Origin of the sequence: Pantoea sp. CTOTU46764 (assembly GCF_031974595.1) — a bacterium.
Classification (GTDB): Bacteria; Pseudomonadota; Gammaproteobacteria; order Enterobacterales; family Enterobacteriaceae; genus Pantoea; species Pantoea trifolii.
Window position 1 is genome coordinate 103814 of record NZ_DALYOQ010000007.1, and the last position, 1619, is coordinate 105432.

Genomic DNA, 1619 nt, shown 5'->3' on the forward strand with positions numbered 1-1619 from the left:
GGCATTCGACGCGCTGGCCGAACGTTTAGGCAGCCGCGATCCGGTGGCGGTAGAAGCCGAACCGTTTTTCCAGTGGGTCATTGAAGACAACTTTGTTAACGGACGTCCGGCGTGGGAAAACGCCGGTGCGGAGCTGGTCAGCGATGTGCTGCCGTTCGAAGAGATGAAATTGCGCATGCTCAACGGCAGCCACTCGTTCCTCGCCTATCTCGGTTTTCTCGCCGGTTATGAACACATCAGCGATTGCATGGCGGATGCCAGCTATCGTGCGGCGGCGCGTTCATTGATGTTGCAAGATCAGGCACCGACGCTGCGCACGCAGGGCGTCGATCTCGAAGCCTATGCCGATTCTCTGATTGCACGTTACGAGAATCGCGCCATCAAGCATCGCACCTATCAAATCGCCACCGATGGCACGCAAAAGCTGCCGCAGCGTCTGCTGGATAGCGCACGTTGGCATCTGCGCAACGGCACCTCCTGCGATTTCGTGTTGCTGGGCGTGGCAGGCTGGATGCGCTACGTCAGCGGCGTGGATGAGCAAGGCCAGGCCATTGAGATTCGCGATCCGCTGAAAGATCAGCTGGCGGACATTGTGGCCAACAGTGAGGACGGTGCGCCACGTGTTAAGGCGTTGCTCGACCTCAACGCCGTGTTTGGCGACGATCTGCTTCAGCAGCCGGCCTTTGTCTCACGCGTCACCGAACTCTATCAGCAACTGCTGCAACAGGGTGCGCGCGCCACGGTGCAGAGCCTCGTCACACAAGGCTAAGCGCCTGCACAAATGTGTAGCGCAGACGCAGCGTGCTGATTAGACTGAACCTTTCTTAACGGGCTGGCAGATGCCAGCCGTAATACGGATATTGCTGCATGTCGACTGCCTATACCATAACCACCAGCGAACCGGTAAATCAGCAGATCTATCGTTATCTGCGCAAAGATATTGTGACCTGCGTTATACATCCGGGCTCGCTGCTGTCGGAGAAGGAAGTGTCGGCGCGTTTTAACGTATCGCGTCAGCCGGTACGTGAAGCTTTCATCAAGCTGGCGGAAGCCGGACTGGTGCAGGTGTTACCGCAGCGCGGCACCTTCGTACGCAAAATCTCTGCCCAACGCGTGGCCGACGGTCGCTTTATCCGTGAAGCGGTAGAGATCGCCGTGGTACGCCGCGCCGCGCAGGAGATTGGTGCCAGTGGATTGATGGCGCTGGAGCACAACCTGCAACTGCAGCGTCTCGCCGCCGAACGTCATGACAGCCAGGCCTTCTTAGGACTGGATGATGAGTTTCACCGTCTGATTGCGGAAGGGATTAACTGCCTGCTGGCGTGGGAAACGGTGGAGAACATCAAAGCGGCTATGGACCGCGTGCGCTTTCTGACCCTGAGCGAAGTGTCGCCGCCGGAGCGTTTGATTCAGCAGCATGAAGATATCTATAACGCGTTGAAAGCGCATGATGTTGACGCGGCTGAAAGCGCGATGCGTCGTCATCTACAGGAGATGATTTTGACCATTACGCCGATTGCCGAGCGTAATAGTGAGTGGTTCGAAGCGCCTTAAGTTAGTGCTTGCTGTCCCCCATCCCGGCCTTCCCCCGCTAGCGGGGGAAGGAGATGCTGCCACAT

The 1619-nt window shown here is 57.7% G+C and carries 1 protein-coding gene and 1 pseudogene; both read left to right on the plus strand.

Going from position 1 to position 1619, the window contains the following annotated elements; genetic code table 11:
- A pseudogene (locus RTM06_RS04730) lies at window positions 1–769 on the plus strand (fructuronate reductase); the annotation flags it as partial.
- A gap of 98 nt (window positions 770–867) precedes the next feature.
- On the plus strand, window positions 868–1554 hold the full coding sequence (locus RTM06_RS04735) for a GntR family transcriptional regulator (RefSeq protein WP_256696888.1): 687 nt from the start codon (window positions 868–870) through the stop codon (window positions 1552–1554).
- Window positions 1555–1619 lie beyond the last annotated feature (65 nt).